The organism is Zobellia alginiliquefaciens, assembly GCF_029323795.1.
In the GTDB taxonomy this organism is placed as follows: domain Bacteria; phylum Bacteroidota; class Bacteroidia; order Flavobacteriales; family Flavobacteriaceae; genus Zobellia; species Zobellia alginiliquefaciens.
Map to the genome: position 1 here is coordinate 929,816 of NZ_CP119758.1, position 15,281 is coordinate 945,096.

General features: G+C 37.6%; 12 protein-coding genes and 1 pseudogene. 12 read left to right on the forward strand and 1 reads right to left on the reverse strand.

Annotated elements, in window-relative coordinates:
• The first annotated feature begins 10 nt into the window (after positions 1-10).
• The 11 genes and pseudogenes from P0077_RS03805 (at position 11) to P0077_RS03855 (ending at position 13,026) form a co-directional block, all read left to right on the forward strand.
• Positions 11-826 carry a PKD domain-containing protein gene (locus tag P0077_RS03805; RefSeq protein WP_276167837.1) on the forward strand — a complete coding sequence of 272 codons (816 nt, stop codon included), beginning with the start codon at positions 11-13 and terminating at the stop codon, positions 824-826.
• Between the two features lie 166 nt (positions 827-992).
• Positions 993-2,519 carry a hypothetical protein gene (locus P0077_RS03810; protein ID WP_276167838.1) on the forward strand — a complete coding sequence of 509 codons (1,527 nt, stop codon included), beginning with the start codon at positions 993-995 and terminating at the stop codon, positions 2,517-2,519.
• Positions 2,520-2,529: 10 nt separating this feature from the next.
• Positions 2,530-3,438, forward strand: a complete 909-nt coding sequence (locus P0077_RS03815; RefSeq protein WP_276167839.1) for a polysaccharide lyase family 7 protein — start codon at positions 2,530-2,532, stop codon at positions 3,436-3,438.
• Positions 3,439-3,455: 17 nt separating this feature from the next.
• Positions 3,456-4,415: a polysaccharide lyase family 7 protein gene (locus P0077_RS03820; protein WP_276167840.1), complete on the forward strand. Its 960-nt coding sequence runs from the start codon at positions 3,456-3,458 to the stop codon at positions 4,413-4,415.
• A gap of 205 nt (positions 4,416-4,620) precedes the next feature.
• The gene (locus P0077_RS03825; protein ID WP_276167841.1) at positions 4,621-5,349 is read left to right on the forward strand and encodes a FadR/GntR family transcriptional regulator; all 729 of its coding nucleotides are present in this window, start codon (positions 4,621-4,623) and stop codon (positions 5,347-5,349) included.
• Between the two features lie 79 nt (positions 5,350-5,428).
• Positions 5,429-7,747, forward strand: coding sequence for a chondroitinase-B domain-containing protein (locus P0077_RS03830; RefSeq protein WP_276167842.1), 2,319 nt, complete (start codon positions 5,429-5,431; stop codon positions 7,745-7,747).
• 75 nt (positions 7,748-7,822) lie between these two features.
• Positions 7,823-9,097: an Nramp family divalent metal transporter gene (locus P0077_RS03835; RefSeq protein ID WP_276167843.1), complete on the forward strand. Its 1,275-nt coding sequence runs from the start codon at positions 7,823-7,825 to the stop codon at positions 9,095-9,097.
• Positions 9,098-9,673: 576 nt separating this feature from the next.
• A pseudogene (locus tag P0077_RS03840) lies at positions 9,674-9,760 on the forward strand (RagB/SusD family nutrient uptake outer membrane protein); the annotation flags it as partial.
• 227 nt (positions 9,761-9,987) lie between these two features.
• A complete protein-coding gene (locus tag P0077_RS03845; RefSeq protein ID WP_276167844.1) occupies positions 9,988-10,716 on the forward strand; it encodes a FadR/GntR family transcriptional regulator in 729 nt (242 codons plus the stop codon).
• A gap of 224 nt (positions 10,717-10,940) precedes the next feature.
• Complete coding sequence (locus tag P0077_RS03850; RefSeq protein ID WP_276167845.1) at positions 10,941-12,245, forward strand: MFS transporter; 1,305 nt, start codon at positions 10,941-10,943, stop codon at positions 12,243-12,245.
• A 25-nt stretch (positions 12,246-12,270) separates the two neighbouring features.
• A complete protein-coding gene (locus P0077_RS03855; RefSeq protein WP_276167846.1) occupies positions 12,271-13,026 on the forward strand; it encodes an SDR family NAD(P)-dependent oxidoreductase in 756 nt (251 codons plus the stop codon).
• A gap of 36 nt (positions 13,027-13,062) precedes the next feature.
• Here P0077_RS03855 and P0077_RS03860 read toward each other — a convergent pair whose 3' ends face one another.
• A complete protein-coding gene (locus P0077_RS03860; protein WP_276167847.1) occupies positions 13,063-14,097 on the reverse strand; it encodes a LacI family DNA-binding transcriptional regulator in 1,035 nt (344 codons plus the stop codon).
• A gap of 143 nt (positions 14,098-14,240) precedes the next feature.
• Here P0077_RS03860 and P0077_RS03865 point away from each other — a divergent pair, with 143 nt between their 5' ends.
• Positions 14,241-15,281, forward strand: coding sequence for a sugar kinase (locus tag P0077_RS03865; protein ID WP_194524555.1), 1,041 nt, complete (start codon positions 14,241-14,243; stop codon positions 15,279-15,281).

Sequence of the window (15,281 nt, forward strand, 5' to 3'; positions counted from 1 at the left end):
TACTTAAACAATGTATAAAGAAAATATTTTCAAAAAAATAAAATTATTGCTCTTAGGTATAGTTACAACGGGTTCATTCATTAGTTGTGATGACAGTCTTTTTAGAGATGATTTACCAGATGCTAATTCCAAGGTAGACACCGTATTTCCAGAAGCTAATTTTGATTATACAGCAGACCAAGAAAATTTTAAGGTCATAAATTTCACCGACCTTTCTAGTGAAGCATCAACCTATGCTTGGGATTTTGGAGGAGGAGCTACTTCCACAGAACAAGATCCTACCCATACCTTTGATGGGGAAGGAGTATACCCTGTTACTTTTACAGCCAGTGATGGAAACAATGAATCTTCGTCAATTACCATAGATGTAGTTGTAGAAGATAAACTAGTATCAGCTTTTGAATGTGCAGATTTTAATTGTGATCCAAGAACTCCTTGGGGAGGAGGACGTGGTACAAGTACATATTCAGGAAGTTCTTCACCAACACCTCCAGAAGGAAACGGTGGTGCTAAGATTAGTAGCTCTTCACAATTTCTTGATCAAACCATATTAGTGCTTCCAGGCAGAACATATGAGATCACTTTTTGGTACGTAAGTAAGTCTAGTGGTACATCTGCAGGAACATTGCTAATTGAAGATGCAGACAATCCTGATGAGCCTGCATTCCTAAATCAGGAAATTCCATTATCCTCAACTGCTAGCTCCTATGAGCCCATATCATTCCGGGTTGAAACAGGAGATGCAACGGAAAACATGAGATTTAATATTGAATATGCTGGCACTGAATCTAGGTTTTCTAAAATCAGCATAGAGCAGATTGAATAATCAATTCTAATGAAATACTACTATAGGAATACATTCCTTTTATAAGAATTGTATTTCTATAGTAATTAATATCACAACAGATGTATTTGCCTTTGTTGCCATTTGTAAGCTTTACCCGGCATACTAATTCAACAAAGAGAAACAAACCACATAAAAAAGAAAAAAAATGAATTTAATAAACAAAGGAATAAGTGTCTTGTTCATAACGGGCCTTATATGGTCATGTGAAGATGACGATTACACCACAATAGCCCCGGAAGCTTCATCTGGCGGTGAAACTATGAGCGTATTGTCTAGTTTTTCTGCTACTCCCGGTCCTGACGGAGATGGCAATGAAGATGGCACCTATATTACAGTAACACCTGTTTCCGTTGGTGTTGATTCTTATATTGTAGATTTTGGTGACCCAGATAGTACTTCAGATGTTATTACTATATCCGAGCAAGGTGGTTCTGCTTCTTATGATTACCCTAACTCAGATGAAGAAGTTGAATACACCATAACCGTAACCACCAAAGCTGCTGGTCAGGATGATATTATCAAATCAGATGAGATTACAGTTACACACTCACCAAACGTTGTTGGATCAGCACCTGCTTCCCCTACAGGTAATCGTGCAGATGTGTTTGCCATCTTTAGTGACGGTATTGATTTTGACGGTGGCTTTCTTCCGTATGGAGAATCTTTGGATGCGATTGAGACCAATATTGTGACTACTACTGCCTCTGAAAATGAGGTAATTCAATATTCTAGATTAGGAGAAAACGATGCTGTTCTTTCCTTTGGAACGGAAGACAAGCCAGAAGAAATCATTGTGGCAGAAGCTTTTGCTGCCCCTGCAAATGATGATCCAGACGGTATAGGAGCTACAGATATACATTTTGATGTATACTCCGATTTTGCTACCGGGATAGATAAATTAAAAATAACTTTGATAAACGACGATAGCGGAGATGAATACGTACTTGACGGCGTAGAATTGACAGACGGTGAATGGGCTAGCCTAGATTATGACTTGGCTACTGATTTTTCTGCTCCAGTTGTTAGAATTGACCAAATAAAATTTGAACTTGGAACAGGTGGTACGGCCAATTCCAATGCTACAATTCATGTAGATAACATTTACCTTTCTAAAGACCCCACTTCTGAAATATTAAACGGAGGTTTTGATCTAAGTACTGCTCAGTGGAAAATTGCTACACATACGGACGGGAACACAGATGCATTTAACGGTAGTTCGGACGGATCTTGGACCAACTATGACGGTTCCGATAACGGAAGTAAAACACGTGGAGCAAAATGGTCTAGCAGTACTTCTGGAGGCCCGCTTAACAGTGCTAGCAGCAGATACGGTTACCAAGCACTTACATTAACCCCTGATACGGATTATATCTTAGAGTTTGAGTACGCTATAAAAGACGACCAGTCAGATGATCCCATTGGAGGTAGAAGAATGGTTGCCGTTGTCTTGGACGGCCATTTTACGGATGGTGCAGATGCTATAGCGGCCGAAAGCAGCAACTTAGCTAGTCATGTTGGTACTATAGCCGAAGGCAAATTCTCCGATACGGTAGGGACTTCAGTTCAAGTACCATTCACTTCAAATGAAAGTGGCGAGGTAGCCATATGGCTTTATGCCGTTACTTCTGTAGATGGTTGGTTTGACAATGTTAAAGTATATGAAGCACCATAATTGAGCATAGATGAGTTATTTCCGAAAAGAAATAGTACTATCCATTTTAATAATTTTTATATCTGTAAACGCTACTTCCCAAAACAAGGGAAGTAGCCATACAGAATCGGCTATAAAAACTAAAAAATCAAGAAAGAAAAAGAAGGTAAAACTTCCTAAAATCAATCTAAGTAACTGGAAAGTTACTATTCCAGAGGGCACAGGAAAAGGAGGAGCAATTAGTGTTCAGCCACCGGAAATTTTGGATTATGCTACAAATGAGACTTTAAAGCTTTATATGTACAATGATTCCACCAAAGGAGCGCTAACATTCTATGCCTACCCTACCTCAGCTACTACTGCGAACACAAAATATTCTAGATCGGAACTTAGGGAGCAAATGGTTCCTGGTGACGATAACGTTAATTGGACCTTTAAACAAGGTGGAACTTTAAGGGCTAAACTGTCCGTTGACGAAGTTTCAAAAGATAAGAACGGTAAATATCACAAAGTAATCATTCTACAAATTCACGGACGATTAACAGATGATCAACGCGATTTAATTGGTCAAAAAGACAACAACGCTCCACCGGTATTAAAAATTTACTGGCAGAACGGCAAAATTAGGGTGAAGACCAAAAAACTAAAATTTGCCGGTATAAATTCTGTAGGAATATTACATGAAGAAGCTTGGACAGATGATGAAGGACACAACTTTGAAGAAAAAGTAGATTTTAGAAAATTTCAGATAGAAATAAAAGTTACCGATGGAAAAATGGTGGTTTCATTAAATAAAAATGAATACGCCGTTTATGATGATTTTAATATGAAACGTTGGGGCATATTTGAAAATTACTTTAAAGCGGGCAACTATTTTCAAAGCAGAGATGAAGGTTCTTTTGCCAAAGTCAGTTTCTACGAACTTGAAGTAGAGCACTAATAAAAGTAAGTATGAATATGCAGAGTACTACAATATGGCTTATAAAATTGATAACTAAAAAGGTATTGATTTTAATTATGCTGTTCAATATAATCAGCTGTGATAAAACCTCTGATACCATTGAACAAGAGACCATAGAGAAAGAAGAAGTTGAGGAAGAAATTGAAACTACAGAAGAGTTAGCCGAGGAAGAAGAAGAAGAAGAAGTTGAAGAAGAATATTTCTTACCCAACATTGATTTGAGTAACTGGAAGGTAACCCTACCCATTGGCGCCCCAGATGAAGTAGAGCCACCAGAAATTTCCAGTTATGCTACTGACGCGCGTTTACTCCCGTACATGTATAATGATTCAACAGATGGCTCATTAGTTTTTTATGCCTTGCCAAACTCCTCAACCGCAAATTCCTCTTATTCACGAACTGAATTAAGAGAACAAATGGTTCCCGGAAGTAACAATACAAATTGGACTTTCAGCCAAGGCGGCCGTATGAAGGGTACTTTAGAAGTACCCGAAATCACTAGAGATGCCGAAGGCAAATATCACCGAACAATCATCATGCAGATTCATGGACGGTTAACCAATGAACAGAAAGAGCGTATAGGAGAAGATGATAACAATGCTCCTCCAATATTAAAAGTCTATTGGCAGAATGGTAAAATCAGGATATTGACCAAGGTGCTGAAAGATATCAATGCTTCTGATGAAGAAATATTACACACGAATGCATGGGAGGATAATGATGGATATACTTTTTCGGAAGAAATAGGAACAAATAAATTCACTTTAGAAATAATAGCATCCGAGGGCAAATTAGAGATTGTTTTAAACGAAACGGATTCTGTTGTATACCAAGACATTCATATGGATAAATGGGGTGTTTTTGAAAATTATTTTAAAGCAGGAAATTATCTCCAAAGTCGTGACGAAGGCAGTTACGCCAGGGTAAAATATTACACCCTAGAAGTATCTCACTGATTGTTAAAAGTGGGAATGAATTTAAATTATAATATCAAGAATTGAGTTGTTTTGAGTTAGATTGAGAGTAATTTTTCCGGCCCGCTCACCACGGGTCGGTAAAATTTCAACTACCCCTGCTCCACCATCAAAACAGATTTTTGATAGGTTTTTTACAGTTTTAGTAAACCAACCTGATTAACCATTTTTGAACTGTACACGCGATATGAAATTAGAAATACTGACCAAACACGAAAATAGAGAAATACAAAATGGTATTATTTTAAAAATCCGTGAGCTCATTAATTACAAAAATCTTGAGCCAGGAGACAAGTTACCGGCGGAGAGAGTCCTATCCGAGAAATTTGGAGTCAGTAGAACCAGCGTGCGTGAAGCCATTCAAAAACTTGAATTTTATGGAATACTAAATTCCAAACCACAGAGCGGAACTTTCATAGCGGACATTGGCCAAGTTGCCATGAACGGTATGATCGATGACATCACCAGTTTGGAAGAACAAGATTTTATTTCATTAGTAGAAACCCGAATTTTACTGGAACTAAAAACGGTAAAACTAGCCGCCCTAAGAAGAACCGATGAAGATTTAAAACGTATTAAACTTGCTTTTGATGCCTATAAAAAGAAAGTGATTTCTGGAGAAGATTGTCTAGAGGAAGACTTACTATTTCATTTAGCCATAGCTGCTGCCAGTAAAAATAGTACTATAAACACGCTCATGCTGCTCATCACTCCCGAGATTATTGTTGCCTATGATATAGACCGTGTTTGTGATGGCGATGTGGCCCTATCCGAAGTTAAAAAGCATGAAGATATATATATGGCAATTCGGGATCAGAACCCAAATTTAGCTAAAGAAAAGATGAAATTACATTTTAGCAAACTATACGATTATATATACGGAGAAGACAGAAAAATTAAGATTCCCAAAGGATAAGATATAGTAAAAGTAATTTAAAATATAAAGTTCAGAACTCGTAAGCTGGCGGATTAATTACCCATTGAAAAACCACATAATGAAAACTAAGCTATTGCTTATAGGTCTCATTTTACTTCTGCTATCCTGTGGTGACAATTCAAATGGAAAAACACTACATGTAAACGATATTCCAGAATTAAACAAAGCGATTAAAGAAAGTGTACCCGGAGATGAAATTGTAATGGCAAACGGGATTTGGAAAGACTTTCAAATCTCATTTTTTGGAAAAGGTACTAAAGAGCAACCTATTACCTTACGTGCAGAAAATGCAGGAAAAGTTTTCATAGAAGGCAAATCTTACCTTTACCTTGGAGGTGAGCATCTTATAGTTGACGGGCTATACTTTAGAAATGGATATTCGCCTAAAAGTTCCATTATTCGTTTTATGATCAATGAAGATAGCATTGCTTACAACTCTAGAGTTACAAACTCTGTTATTGAAGATTTTACCAAACCAAATAGATTGGTCAATGATCGCTGGATAGAGTTTTACGGTAAATATAATCAATTGGACCACTCATACGTTTCAGGAAAATCTAATGATGGTGAAACCTTACGGGTCTTTTTCACGGGTAATGAGCATATCAACAACCACCATCAAATTGTAAATAATTACTTTGGCCCACGTCCTAGAAAAGGGGGACCAAGGGCGGAAACCATACGGATTGGAGACAGCAAAACACGGGTCTCTCCTAGTTTTGCCAATGTATCGGACAATTACTTTGAAGCATGTAATGGCGAAGTTGAAATTATATCCGATAAAACCAACTTCAACACCTTCAAAAACAATATATTTTACAAATGTGAAGGCTCACTAGTCCTTAGACATGGAAGCTATGCGACGGTTGATAGCAACATTTTTATTGGAGACGATGATTCCGATTTTTATGGAGGAATCCGCGTGGTAAATACAGGACACTGGATTACCAATAACTACTTCTTTAAAATTAAAGGAACGCAATTCCGAAGTCCACTTGCGATCATGAACGGAATTCCCATGACCCCTTTAAATCGGTACCTTCAGGTTAGTGATGTTGTTGTGGCCTATAACACTTGGGTAGATTGTAAATCTCCTTGGCAAATAGGAGTTGGTCAAAACCTTGAAAGTGCAGATGTACTTCCGGCTAGTGAAATACGATCAGCACCACCTATACGCACTATCCTAGCAAATAATATTATTTACAACACACAGGTAGATGAGACCCCTTTTATAAATCTTAGTTCTACTGATGGAATTCAATTTAAAAATAATATCATAGATAATGACGGTGTAGCTTATAGCCAAAACGGCAATCTAAATAATGGCGCCCTAGAAATGCAAAAAATAAACGATTGGCTTTATGTACCTGTAAAATCGGAAAACACAATTTTGGAGGATATCCATATGGGTTATGATTTTTCTAGGATTGATCAAGATATTTTCGGGGCATCAAGAACTCAATTAAATAGCGTTGGAGCAATCAATGAATCCTCTACTGCATCTAATTTCTCCATTGACAGAAAGAAATACGGTCCCACCTGGTTTTCTACTGAAAAAAAGCTGGTAGAGCCAAAAATTCATACTGCCACAGCTACGGCTGGCGAACTTACCAAAAAAATTAGTGAAGCCGTTTCAGGAGATATCATTGAGTTAAAAGACACCTTATATGCTCTCCCAAATTCACTTAAAATAGATAAGGAAATTACACTTCGCCCGGCAAATCGTTCCAGCAAAACCACTCTTATATTTACAAGTAAAAAAGATTCCGTAGCATTTAAAATGCACCCTAAAGGAATAATCAAATTACAAAACCTCATATTACAAGGTAAAAAAAACAAATACGCCTTTGCCCCTCTAAAAGAAAATATGGCTTCAGCATATAATATGTATATTGAAAATTGTGAAATCAATGATTTCCATTATGTACTAAAAGCTTTCCCAGGCTCATTTGCCGACACCATCAACTTCAAAAAAACAACGATTAAAAACTGCCAGAACGGTATAGAACTGGCGGCCGAGGACAAAGGCGATTATAATGCAGAAATGGTATCCTTTGAAGATTGTACATTCGAAAATGTAAATAACAATGTCATTAATTTTTACCGAGGTGGTTATGACGAATCAACTATAGGAGGTTCTCTAAATATCACAAATAGTTCTATTACCAATAGCGGTCAAAGCAAAAACAACGATATTTTGATTAAAACAAGAGGAATTATCAATGTGAATATCCAAAACAACTCCTTTAAAAATAATCAGGTAGAGCTTGTTGCCCTATTGTGGGGAGAACAAAACAACCATCACAAGAACAACACCATAACAAATTCCGGAAAAATTAAGGTTGAAGAACAGCAAAAACTTAAGATACTCTACTAACAAACTGATAACAAAGAAAATATCCCCCAAGGGAAGTTTCTTAGCCCAAGTTAGTTACAACATAAAAAATAAACAATGGAAAACCCAGCACCCAAATCATCGTTCATAAAAAAAATTCTAGCTATTGTCCTTGCTTTTGGTCCGGGTATTTTTGCCATTGGTTATACCATTGGTACCGGTAGTGTAACTTCTATGATTGTAGCAGGTAGCACTTACGGTATGCAATTACTATGGGTCTTGATCTTAAGTTGTGTTTTCTCCGGCATGCTTATGTATGCCTATGGAAATTATGGTTTGGTAACTGGTGAGACTGCACTATACGCATTTAAAAAACATATTAAATGGGGCAAACCCATAGCTATTCTAATCATTCTGGGAGTTTCTTTTGGCCAGTGGAATTCCCTCATGGGCATTCTAGGTATTTCCGCTAATATCATTTTTGAAATATTTTTGATCTACTTCCCCTCACTGGCAGAACATCAATATGAATTGGTACTTACCATCGCCATTGCTGTAATTGCTATTATGTACCGCTTTTTGTTGATAGGAAAATATGTATTCTTTGAAAAAATACTTGTGATTTTCGTAACCATAATGGGTCTTTCCTTCTTTGTTTCTCTTTTTATGGTTTTTCCGCTACCTATAGAAATAGCAAAAGGTCTTATACCCACCATACCAAAAGTTGAAGGCGGTAGTATGATGGTAGCGGCCTTTGTTGGAACGACCATGGCCTCCGCAACGTTTTTATCCCGTCCCCTTTTTGTAAAGGGGAAAGGTTGGACCATAAAAAACCTAAAACAACAAAAGAAGGATGCCATTATTGCCGCATCTCTTGTTTTTGTTATTAGTGCATCGGTAATGGCCGTAGCCTGTGGTGCTTTATTCCATGACGGACAACCTGTTACAAAAGTGTTGGACATGGTAAACACTCTAGAACCGGTTGCCGGCAAATTTGCTCTTACGCTTTTCTTTTTTGGAACTTTAAGTGCTGGATTGTCCTCTATTTTTCCATGTTTACTCATTGCCCCTATCCTACTTGCAGATTATCAATCCGGGGAATTGGACACGAGTTCAAAGCAGTTTAAGGTTATAACAGCCATAGCGTGTTTATTTGCTTTAATAGTTCCTGTTTTTGGAGCTAACCCAATAGAAATGCAAATTGTATCTCAGGTTTTCAATGTTTTTGTTCTTCCTTTAGTGATACTCGGTATTATCCTATTGATTAATAATGCCAAGCTCATGAAAACCCACAAAGCAAAACTTCCTTTAAATATTGGTTTGTTTGCGGCATTGTTCTTCTCATGTATAATTTCCTATAACGGAGTTGTTGCTCTCATTGATTACTTCTAAAACGAAATACATCTACACCCCTACTATCTCAAATGAAAGCGCAAATTTGGTAGCGTAGTCAGGATTGAACTTAAAAGTGTAAGGTCCTATTTATACTAGTTTTCTTAATATTTAACCAGCTTCTGTATCTTTAACAGGCCAGTGTAGCTTCCATAAATAACCTCTTACCCCTTTAAACCCAGGGCTCTCCACTACTATCAAATAATTTAGCATCTCACGACCCTTTAAAATGGCAGTTCTATTATAGACTCCTATAAATTTCTCATTATTAATTTTTATTTAACAAAGTAATCGCATATATTTGGTAAACCAATTTGGTTAACCAGTATGGAAAACCAATTAATCAAAGAATATCTGATTTAAATACGTAAAGGAATACCCTATGAAAATATAAAAACACTCAAATAAAAAAAGGATGGGTGCACGCCCATCCTTTCAACTAAAATTACTTCATTCTGAAGGGAAGTAATACTAAGAACATGTAGATTTTACTATACACGCTCATTACAAAAATACAAAAAATAAGGGACACTACTGAGTTATGTGCCTTAGTAGTAAAGTAAAAGTGAAAAACCATTCTTTACAGAGGATGATTATTTATTGCCTTTGCCAGAAGATGAGCTAGAAAGAAACCCCAACTTAACACAGAATCCTGGATACTAATAAATAGTCCTCTTTGATTAAAGAATTAATGATATAAAGATTGTTGTTTTGAGTTAGATTGAGAGTAATTTTGCCGACTCGCTCACCACGGGTCGGTAAAATTTAAAAAATCACTGGACGCCCGTAAAAGCGGAGCTTTTTAATGTTAAAAATACTTTTTTAGTACGTTTATTTTATTTAATTTTAACAAACCAATCTGGTTAACCAATTTTTGACATACGGTCCCTATGAAACTAGAAATATTAACAAAACACGACAATAGAGAAGTTCAAAATGACATCATTTCTAAGATCCGTGATCTTATAGATTATAAAAATCTTGAACCAGGAGATAAGCTGCCTGCTGAGAGAGTATTATCCGAGAAATTTGAAGTCAGTAGAAGTAGTGTGCGTGAAGCCATTCAAAAACTCGAGTTTTACGGGATATTGAATTCTAAACCTCAGAGTGGGACTTTCATTGCCAACATTGGCCAAATTGCCATGAAGGGTATGATAGACGATATTCTTAGTCTGGAAGAACAGGATTTTAAATCTCTTGTAGAAACCCGTATTCTATTGGAATTAAAAACAGTACGATTAGCGGCCATTAGAAGAACCGATGAAGATTTAGAACGTATCAAGTCCGCTTTTGATGCATACAAAGTTAAAATGATAGCCGGTAAGGATTGTTTAGAGGAAGATTTGCTTTTTCATTTAGCAATTGCAGCTGCCAGTAAGAACAGTACCATGAACACACTTATGCTGCTGATAACACCGGAGATTATTGTTGCTTATGATGAAGACCCAGTTTGTGATGGAGATGTAGCCCTATCCGAAGTGAAAAAACATGAAGATATTTATTTGGCCATATTAAACCAAGACCCACAATTAGCGAAGGAGAAGATGAAAATACATTTTGCCAAGTTGTATGATTACATCTATGGTGAGAACAGAATTATTAAAGCAAAGAAAGGATAAAAGTGCACGATTTGTCCTGTCAATATACACTGAAGGGAATAACTAATACTAAAAAATAACTTATCCAATGAAGGCCAGGCTAAAGCCAGGCATACCTTATCCTATTTATAAAGAGTAATTAAATTACTCAAATACAGGCTCTTAGAATAGCCTCTCTCCTATTGAAAAGAATAGGGCTAGCCATTCTTATGCCTTGATACAACGAACCATTTAAACGAAGAAAGATGAAACTCAAAGGTTTAAGATGGTGGGTAATAGCTTTAATTGCTTTGGCCACCGTTATCAATTACATTGATAGACAAGCACTGCCTGTTCTATGGCCGGACATCGCAGAGGATTTATATCCAGATAAAACTGCCGATGAACGTAAAGGAATTTATGCAATTATTTCTACAATATTCATATTTTCCTATGCATTTGGTCAAGCCATTTTTGGGAAAATATTCGATAAGCTTGGTACGAGAATAGGTTTTACGTTGTCCATTGGTTTTTGGTCTATTGCCACGGCTTTACATGCTTTTGCGAGAGGAATAGTCTCCTTAAGTATTTTTCGTTCTTTATTAGGAATTTCAGAAGCAGGTAACTGGCCGGGAGCGGCTAAAGCTAATGCGGAATGGTTTCCAACAAAGGAAAGAGCTTTTGCCCAAGGATTATTTAATTCTGGTGCAGCAATTGGAGGTATTGTTGCCTTTCCCACAATTGGACTATTATCCGTTTATTTCAGCTGGAACTGGATTTTCATATTAGTAGGTGTAACAGGATTGTTATGGCTCATACCATGGTGGATTTTAGTAAAGTCACCTCCAAAAAAACACCCCTGGATAACAGACGAGGAACGAGAGTATATCTTAACCGGGCAAAAAAACCAGGATGAAGATGCCGATGGCGTATTTGATGATGGCTACAACCCAGAAACCGGAAAGATGCTTAAGCATAAAGAAAGTTGGGGAGTTATCTTGGCTTCGGCCGCACTAGACCCTATATGGTGGTTATTTATCTTTTGGATTCCTATTTACCTAAACGAGGTGTATGGAATGGATGTAAAGTCAATCGGTTTTTATGCCTGGGTACCTTATGTGGGTGCCATGCTAGGAGCTTGGTTTGGAGGTTTATTGGCTCAAAACCGTATTAAAGCAGGTTGGGACGTAAACAAAGCACGTAAACTCGTAATCACACTTGGTTGTTTAATCATGTTGCCCTTTTTATTACTCATGGCAGACCCCGGAGGACCGACAACCGCGGTAATTTATATGGCAGTTATATTATTCGGTTTTCAAACGGCCATTGGAAACGTTCAGACCTTACCTAGTGATTTATTCGGAGGAAAAACAGTGGGGACATTATCAGGATTTGCAGGCATGGCAGCTAAGCTAGGGGCATTCGGCCTAACCATAATGGTGCCTTGGCTAACATCCGGAGGTAACTATACCCCTGCGTTTGTTATTGGTGCCGCATTAGCATTAATCACCATAGCCAGTGTTTGGTTTCTAATTCCAAATATTGCACCACTTAAAAATAAAACAAAATAATAATAAACAGTAACTAACAAAAAAGATGGAAGGAAAAGTAGCAGTAATAACAGGAGCAACAGGTGGAATTGGATTCGCGGTTGCAAAGAGATTAGGACAAGACGGATATACAGTTGTTTTAAACGGTATAGACGATAACGCAGGTGCCGAAAGAGTAAAAGAACTTTCTGCAGAAGGCATCAAAGCGGAATATTTTGGATTTGATGTTACGGACGAAGAGGCCGTTACCAAAAACATCAAAGCCATAGGTGAGAAATACGGTAAAATTGATACGCTTGTAAACAATGCAGGTGGACTTGGTGGAAGATCTAGATTTGAAGAAATGACTACAGAATTTTACAGATCTGTAATGGCATTAAACCTTGACTCTACATTTTTTGCCTCAAGAGCAGCAATTCCTTTCCTTAAAAAAGGAGAAGATGCATCTATAATCAACTATACATCCAACGCTGCTTGGACGGCTGGCGGACCGGGAGCTGGAATTTACGGAACTTCCAAAGCTGGTGTTCACACTATTACCAAGGCACTGGCTAAGGATTTGGCAGAATACGGTATTAGAGTAAATGCCGTGTCCCCAGGTACAATAGACACTCCTTTTCACGCACAGATAAAAGCCACTAAACCAGAAGTCTTTGCTTCATGGGCAAACAGTATTATGTTAGGTAGATTAGGGCAACCAGAAGATGTAGCAGGTGTTGTTTCTTTCTTAGCTAGCGGAGATGCAAAATTCATTACGGCTGAAACTATCCAGATTGGTGGAGGTCAAGCTTTAGGTATCTAATCATCTATTTATGTTCAAAAAGGGCCTTTCTTTTAATTAAGAAAGGCCCTTTTTATTTGAAGAATCCCGAACAATCAACTCTGCATCTAGAATTTTCTTGTTCAAAGTCTGTTTTATATCAGATGCTTTTACGTGTTCTAAAAACGTTTGCGCAGCAAGTTTTCCAATTTCGGTGCTGTGTTGTTCCACGCTAGAAATTGGTGGAGAGACCATTGCGGTAAAAGGCTCATTACCAAAACCCACCAAAGCGATTTCATTAGGAACATCTATATTATTTTCCTTCAACACCTGCAATGCGCCAAGAGCTGCATAATCCCCTGCAATATAAACAGCATCAGGTCTATCCTCTAATTTAAGCAGCCTTTCCATCTGTAGACGACCATCCTCTTGTGTAAGGCTTCCTTCGGATAAAAGTTCCCCGTCCAATGGTAAACCATGTTTTTTAATGGCATCCTTGTACCCTCTTATTCTATTATTGAATATTCTGGTACGTTGGTAACCACCAATATGGGCTATTCTTTTACACCCTTGTTCAACCAGATGCTCCACAATCATATGACTACTGGCATAATCGTCAATTCCAATATAATCTACGTTTAGGTCGTTCTCCCCCCTATCGAATAAAATTAGCGGGATTCCTCTGGATTTAATCTTTTCGTAATAATCCAAGTTCACTGTTTCATTGGCCATAGAAGCGATAATACCATCCACTTGCGTAAACAACAAACTATCTATACTATCACACTCCTTTTTATACGACTCATTGGATTGTGTGATTATAATATTATACCCATCCTTGTTTAAAACCTCTTCCATACTTTGGACTACAGAAGAAAAGAAATTGCTATTGGTCCTAGGTACTATGACCCCTACTAAATTGCTCTTTCCCTTGCGTAACGCACTTGCGAGATGATTGGGTTGATAATTTAATTCTTTGGCTACTTTCTTAACGGCCTCCTTTGTTTTTGAACTGATTCTGGAGTCGTCCTGCAAAGCTTTAGAAACCGCCGCAGTAGATATTTTCAAGATATTTGCTATATCTTTTAAGGTGGTCCTTCTTTTATTCGCCAATTTATTATATATTTGTTTAATCGATTAAGCAAAGATAGATATTTAAAATCTGCAATCAAAACTCACCCGTTTTGATTTATTTTTTAAAACTAGGTTAATCGATTAATCAAATCTAAGTTCAATTTAAAATAACACCATTTCAAATGAAAAAAGTAGTAACCTTTGGAGAGATAATGCTGCGTTTAGCACCAGCAGGATTTTTAAGATTTTCACAAGCGAATAGCTTTGATGTTGTTTACGGTGGAGGTGAGTCCAACGTAGCTGTATCTTTGGCAAATTATGGCGTTCCAGTAGATTTTGTAACTCGTTTACCAAAGAATGATATTGGCGAATGTGCCCTAATGGAAATGCGCAAAAGAGGCGTGGGAACAGATAAGATAGTTTATGGCGGTGACCGTCTAGGAATCTATTTTCTAGAAACAGGTGCTGTTTCTCGTGGATCTAAGGTTGTTTATGATCGTGCCCATTCTGCTATCTCGGAAATAGAATCTGGTATGATCGACTGGGATGCTGTTTTTGAAGGTGTTGAATGGTTTCACTGGACGGGTATTACACCTGCTATCTCACAAGGAGCTGCAGACGTTTGTTTAGAAGCTGTTAAAGCTGCAAGCGATAAAGGAATCACCATTTCTACCGATTTGAATTACAGAGCAAAACTTTGGAATTACGGTGGAGACAGAGAAGCTATCATGACAGAATTAACTTCATACTGTGATATTATTCTGGGTAACGAAGAAGACGCAGAAAAGCATTTTGGTATTCACCCAGAAGGTTTGGATGTTCATAAAGATGGTGCTGATGTTAAAGCAGAAGCTTTCCTTTCTGTATGTAAGCAGATGATGAAGAAATTCCCTAAAGCTAAAAAAGTAATTACAACCTTAAGAGGTTCTATTTCTGCTTCGCACAACACTTGGGCAGGTGTACTATGGGACGGTTCCAAAATGTACGAAACACGTCAATACCAAATTACGGATATCGTGGATCGTGTTGGTGGTGGTGATTCTTTCATGGGCGGATTAATCTACGGATTATTGAAATACCCAGAAGATGACCAAAACGCATTGGATTTTGCTGTAGCTGCATCTTGTTTAAAGCACACTATTAAAGGTGATGCCAACTTGGCAACGGTTAGTGAAGTAGAAAAACTAATGGGTGGTGACGCCTCCGGAAGAGTAGCTCGCTAA

Bases quoted from the DNA above. Each gene is read 5' to 3' on its own strand.
- P0077_RS03835 (WP_276167843.1), top strand. From the start codon at position 7,823: ATGGAAAACCCAGCACCCAAATCATCGTTCATAAAAAAAATTCTAGCT.
- P0077_RS03865 (WP_194524555.1), top strand. From the start codon at position 14,241: ATGAAAAAAGTAGTAACCTTTGGAGAGATAATGCTGCGTTTAGCACCA.
- P0077_RS03850 (WP_276167845.1), top strand. From the start codon at position 10,941: ATGAAACTCAAAGGTTTAAGATGGTGGGTAATAGCTTTAATTGCTTTG.
- P0077_RS03830 (WP_276167842.1), top strand. From the start codon at position 5,429: ATGAAAACTAAGCTATTGCTTATAGGTCTCATTTTACTTCTGCTATCC.
- P0077_RS03815 (WP_276167839.1), top strand. From the start codon at position 2,530: ATGAGTTATTTCCGAAAAGAAATAGTACTATCCATTTTAATAATTTTT.
- P0077_RS03855 (WP_276167846.1), top strand. From the start codon at position 12,271: ATGGAAGGAAAAGTAGCAGTAATAACAGGAGCAACAGGTGGAATTGGA.
- P0077_RS03805 (WP_276167837.1), top strand. From the start codon at position 11: ATGTATAAAGAAAATATTTTCAAAAAAATAAAATTATTGCTCTTAGGT.
- P0077_RS03810 (WP_276167838.1), top strand. From the start codon at position 993: ATGAATTTAATAAACAAAGGAATAAGTGTCTTGTTCATAACGGGCCTT.
- P0077_RS03825 (WP_276167841.1), top strand. From the start codon at position 4,621: ATGAAATTAGAAATACTGACCAAACACGAAAATAGAGAAATACAAAAT.
- P0077_RS03820 (WP_276167840.1), top strand. From the start codon at position 3,456: ATGCAGAGTACTACAATATGGCTTATAAAATTGATAACTAAAAAGGTA.
- P0077_RS03845 (WP_276167844.1), top strand. From the start codon at position 9,988: ATGAAACTAGAAATATTAACAAAACACGACAATAGAGAAGTTCAAAAT.